The organism is Pseudoroseomonas cervicalis ATCC 49957, from assembly GCF_000164635.1.
GTDB lineage: Bacteria > Pseudomonadota > Alphaproteobacteria > Acetobacterales > Acetobacteraceae > Pseudoroseomonas > Pseudoroseomonas cervicalis.
Map to the genome: position 1 here is coordinate 171,356 of NZ_GG770781.1, position 5,053 is coordinate 176,408.

Annotated in this window: 3 protein-coding genes; all 3 read right to left on the reverse strand. The window is 71.5% G+C overall.

The window, feature by feature from the left end:
• Positions 1–126: 126 nt before the first annotated feature.
• From HMPREF0731_RS15905 to HMPREF0731_RS15915, 3 genes are read right to left on the reverse strand one after another with little or no spacing between them, the layout of a single operon-like run.
• Positions 127–1,737, reverse strand: a complete 1,611-nt coding sequence (locus HMPREF0731_RS15905) for a monovalent cation/H+ antiporter subunit D (RefSeq protein ID WP_007005195.1) — start codon at positions 1,735–1,737, stop codon at positions 127–129.
• Complete coding sequence (locus tag HMPREF0731_RS15910; RefSeq protein ID WP_040613623.1) at positions 1,734–2,078, reverse strand: Na+/H+ antiporter subunit C; 345 nt, start codon at positions 2,076–2,078, stop codon at positions 1,734–1,736. The genes HMPREF0731_RS15905 and HMPREF0731_RS15910 overlap by 4 nt, the downstream gene beginning before the upstream one ends.
• Positions 2,078–4,969 carry a monovalent cation/H+ antiporter subunit A gene (locus HMPREF0731_RS15915; RefSeq protein WP_007005197.1) on the reverse strand — a complete coding sequence of 964 codons (2,892 nt, stop codon included), beginning with the start codon at positions 4,967–4,969 and terminating at the stop codon, positions 2,078–2,080. Before HMPREF0731_RS15915 ends, HMPREF0731_RS15910 begins: the two co-directional genes overlap by 1 nt.
• Positions 4,970–5,053 lie beyond the last annotated feature (84 nt).

Consider the following 5,053-nt stretch of genomic DNA (forward strand, 5'->3'; position numbering starts at 1 on the left):
GCGCCCAGCCGCCGAGCAGCGCCAGCGCGGCGCCGAGCAGCGCCGGGCCCGGCGCCACGGTGTTGTGCGCCAGCATCCAGAACAGGAACAGCCCGAGCGAGACGATGGGGTGCGGCAGCAGGCGGCTCATCGCGCCACCCCCGTCACGCCGCCGATATAGGCGCGCGGCTGGTGCAGCGCGGCCGCGGTGTCCTGCATGTAGCCCAGCACCGGCCCGGCCGCCGCCGTCATGCCGATGCACAGCCCGATCAACAGCAGCACCGGGGCGATCTCCACCACGCCGACGCGCGGCGCGGCGCGCTCCCCCGCCGCCCAGAGGCTGCGGATGCCGGCGCGCGTCATCGCCAACACGGTGGCCAGGCCGGAGAGGATCAGCGCCGCCAGCAGCGCCCAGCCGGAGAGCGGCACCGCCTCGCCGCCGCGGCCCAGCCCCTCGGGGTTCAGGATGCCGTCCAGCATGGCGAATTTGGCGATGAAGCCGGAGAGCGGCGGCAGTCCCGCCAGCAGCAGCGCGCAGCACAGGAAGCAGGCGCCGAGCACCGCTATGCTGGCGGGGATGGCGACGCCGACCTCGGCCTCCTCCTCGTCCTCCTCCTCGCTGCCATCGCCGAAGGCCTCGGCGGTCACCGCCAGCACGTCGGCGCCCAGCTCGCGGCCGCGCTCCAGCAGCTCGATCAGCAGGAAGAAGGCGCCGATGGCGAGCGCGGAGCTGGCCAGGTAGAACAGCGCGCCGGAGGTGACGCTGACCTGCCCGGCGCCGACGGCGGCCAGCAGCGTGCCGGAGGAGATCAGCACGCTGGCCCCGGCCAGGCGCGAGAGATCCTGCGTCGCCAGCACGCTGACCGCGCCGAAGCCGATGGTGGCGAGCCCCCCCACGAACAGGAAGGTGCTGCCGAAGCCGGCGGACTCGCCCGAATCCGGGCCGAACAGCAGCAGCGACAGGCGCAGCACGGCGTAGAAGCCGACCTTGCTCATCATCGAGAAGATCGCCGCCGCCGGCGGGCTCGCCGCCGAATAGGTGGGCGCCAGCCAGAAGCCCACCGGCCACATCGCCGCCTTGGCCAGGAAGGCCATGCCGAGGATGGCGGCGCCGGCCTCCAGCAGCGGCCGGTCCTCGGCCGGCAGATGCGGGATGCGCGCGGCGAGGTCGGCCATGCTCAGCGTGCCGGCCACGCCATAGATCATGCTGACGCCGATCAGGAACAGCAGGGAGGCGGCGAGGTTGATGGCGATGTAGTGCAGCCCCGCCTTGACCCGCGCGACGCCCGAGCCGTGCAGCGCCAGGCCGTAGGAGGCGGCCAGCAGCACCTCGAAGAAGACGAACAGGTTGAACAGGTCGCCGGTGAGGAAGGCGCCGTTCAGCCCGACCAGCTGGAACTGGAACAGCGCGTGGAACTGCGCCCCCATGCGCTGCCAGCGCACCAGCGAGAACAGCAGGGCGGCCAGGCCGAGCAGCGCGGTCAGCAGCAGCAGCAGCGCCGCCAGCCGGTCCACCACCAGGGTGATGCCGAAGGGCACCGGCCAGTCGCCGACGCGGTAGACGAAGACCGGCGGCGCGGCGGAGCGCCCGGCCAGCACCACCAGGGCGATGGCGATGGCCACCAGCGCCAGGGCCGAGGCGATGCCGAGCCCGGCGCGCAGCCGGGCGCGGTGGTCGTCCATCGGGATCATCGCCGCGCCCACCGCCAGCGGCAGCAGGATCGGCGCGATGGCGAGGTGCGACAGCCAGCCGCTCACCGGCCCTGCCTCCGGCCGTCCACATGGTCGCCCCCGGTCAGGCCGCGCGCGGCCAGCATCACCACCAGGAACAGCGCGGTGGTGGCGAAGCCGATGACGATCGCGGTCAGCACCAGCGCCTGCGGCAGCGGGTCGGCGTAGAGCGCGGGGTCGCCGACGCCACCCGGCTCCAGCACCGGCGGCCGGCCGACCGGGAAGCGGCCCATGCTGAAGATGAACAGGTTCACCGCATAGGCCAGCAGCGACAGGCCGATGATCAGCTGGAAGGTGCGCGGCCGCATCAGCAGCCACACGCCGGAGCCGCCGAGAATGCCGATGGCGAGGGCCAGGATCAGTTCCATCATTCCTCTCCCGGGAAGGCCGGGCCGGGCGGCGGCGTCGGCGCGGCGCGCTGGCTGCGCACCGATTGGTGGGCGATGGCGATCAGCATCAGCACGGTGGCGCCGAACACCAGGGCGAAGATGCCGATGTCGAACAGCATGGCGCTGGCCAGCGGCAGCTTGCCCAGCCAGCCGAGATCGGCATAGGCGAAGTAGGAGGTCAGGAAGGGCTGGCCCACCAGCATGGCGGCGAAGCCGGTGAAGCTCGCCAGCAGCATGCCCGCCGACATCCAGCGCAGCGGGTGGACGCGCAGATGGTCCTCCACCCAGCGCGTGCCGCCGGCCATGTATTGCAGCAGGATGGCGATCGCCAGCATCAGCCCGCCGGCGAAGCCGCCGCCCGGCAGGTCATGGCCGCGGAACAGCAGGTAGATGGCCACCAGCCCGACCAGCGGGAACATCAGCCGCATGATGGCGGCGGGCACCAGCAGCCAGCCATGCGCGTCCTCCTGCAACTGGCCGCTGCGCTGCTCCGGCACGCCGATGCTCTCCTTCGCGGGGCGGAAGCGGCGCAGCAGGGCGAAGACGGTCAGCGCGACGACACCCAGCACCACCACCTCGCCGAAGGTGTCGAAGCTGCGGAAATCCACCAGGATGACGTTCACGACATTGGTGCCGCCGCCCTCGCTGTAGGCGCGCTCGAGGAAGAAGCGCGAGATGCCCTCGGGCGAGACGCGCGTCATGGTGGCGTAGGAGATGAAGGTCAGGCCGAGCCCGGCGCCGACCGCGATGACGAAATCGCGGCCCCGGCGCAGCCGCGCCAGCATCTCGCCCGAGCCGGCATTCTCCAGCCGCTTCGGCATCCAGCGCAGGCCGAGCAGCAGCAGCACCGTCGTCACCACCTCGACCAGCAGCTGGGTGACGGCGAGGTCGGGGGCGGAGAACCAGACGAAGGTGATGCAGACCGCGAGCCCGGCGCCGCCGAGCAGGATCAGCGCGGCCAGCCGGTGATACTTGGCCTGGTAGGCGGCGCCGATGGCGCAGGCGGCGCCCACCGCCCAGACCAGGCCGATCACCGGGTCGGGCGGGGTCAGCTGCAGCCCGCCCAGCACCAGCCCGTAGGGGGCGAGGGCGAGGATGGCGGCGAGCACGGTGACGCAGACCAGCAGCCGCAGCTGCATCTGCAACCGGGCGGTGCCGAGCAGCCGCTCCAGCGTGCGCGCGAAGCGCCAGGAGAGGAACACCATCACCCGGTCGAACAGCCGGCGGCCGTCCAGGCGGCGCAGCAGCGGGGTGCCGTCGATGCCGGCATTCAGGTGGCGCTGCAGCAGCAGGTAGAGCAGCGCGCCGCCGGCCAGCGCCACGAAGCTCATCACCAGCGGCAGGTTGAAGCCGTGCCAGACCGCCAGGCTGTAATAGGGCGTGGCCTCGCCCAGCACCGAGCGCACCGCGACGTCGAGGAACGGCCCGATCGTGGCCGCCGGCAGGATGCCCACCACCATGCAGCCGAACACCAGCACCTCGACCGGCAGGCGCATCCATTGCGGCGGCTCGTGCGGGGTCTTGGGCATGTCGCCGGTGGTGGGGCCGAAGAAGGCGCCATGGATGAAGCGCAGCGAATAGGCCACCGCGAAGACGCTGGCGATGGCCGCGGCGACCGGCAGCAGGCTGTGCAGCAGGGTCGGCGCGCTGGCCTGGCTCAGCGTCTCGGTGATGAACATCTCCTTGGAGATGAAGCCGTTCAGCAGCGGCACGCCGGCCATGGCGGCGGCGGCGACCATGGCCAGCCGCGCGGTGAAGGGCATGGTGGCGTTCAGCCCGGACAATCGCCGGATGTCGCGCGTGCCGGTCTCGTGGTCGATGATGCCGGCGGCCATGAACAGCGAGGCCTTGAAGGTCGCGTGGTTCATGGTGTGGAAGATCGCGGCGACCATGGCCAGCGGCGAGTTCAGGCTGAGCAGCACGGTGATCAGGCCGAGATGGCTGATCGTCGAATAGGCCAGCAGCCCCTTCATGTCGTGCTGGAAGATGGCGACATAGGCGCCGACCAGCAGCGTGATCATGCCGCAGGTGCCGAGGATCCAGAACCAAGCGTCGGTGCCCGCCATGACCGGCCAAAGCCGCGCCATCAGGAAGATGCCGGCCTTCACCAGCGTCGCCGAATGCAGATAGGCCGAGACCGGGGTCGGCGCCGCCATGGCGTGCGGCAGCCAGAAATGGAAGGGGAACTGGGCGCTCTTGGTCAGCGCGCCGAGCAGGATCAGCACCAGCGCCGGCAAATAGAGCGAATGGTTGCGGATGACGTCGCCCGATGCCAGCACCTGGTCGAGATCATAGCTGCCGACGATGTGGCCGAGCAGCAGCACGCCGGCCAGCAGGGCGAGGCCGCCGCTGGCGGTGACGGTGAGCGCCATGCGCGCGCCGTCGCGCGCCGCGGCCAGGTGCTGCCAGTAGCCGATCAGCAGGAAGGAGAAGAGGCTGGTCAGCTCCCAGAAGAACACCAGCTGGATCAGGTTGCCCGACAGCACCAGGCCCATCATCGAGCCCATGAAGGCCAGCAGGAAGGCGAAGAAGCGCGGGATCGGATCGTCCGGCGACATGTAGTAGCGGGCGTAGAGCACGACCAGCAGCCCGATGCCCGCCACCATCACCGCGAAGACGGCGGAGAGCCCGTCCAGGCGCAGCACCAGGTCGAGCCCGAGCTGCGGCACCCAGGGAATGTCGAGCCGCACCACCCCGCCCCCGGCCACCGTGCGGTAATAGGCCAGCCAGACCATCAGCAGCGCGGCCAGGGCGACGCCCCCGGCCAGCCAGGATTCCAGCCGGCGGGCATTGCTTGGCAGCAGGGCGGCGGCGAGCGCGCCCAGGAAGGGCAGCAGGATGGCGGCGGGGAGGAAAACAGCGTCAGGCATCGGGCGCCGGGGTCTCCTGGGGCGGCAAGGCGGCGGCGGTGCCCGGGTCCGGCGGCGCCGGCGGGCGGGGCGTCAGCGGTGGTT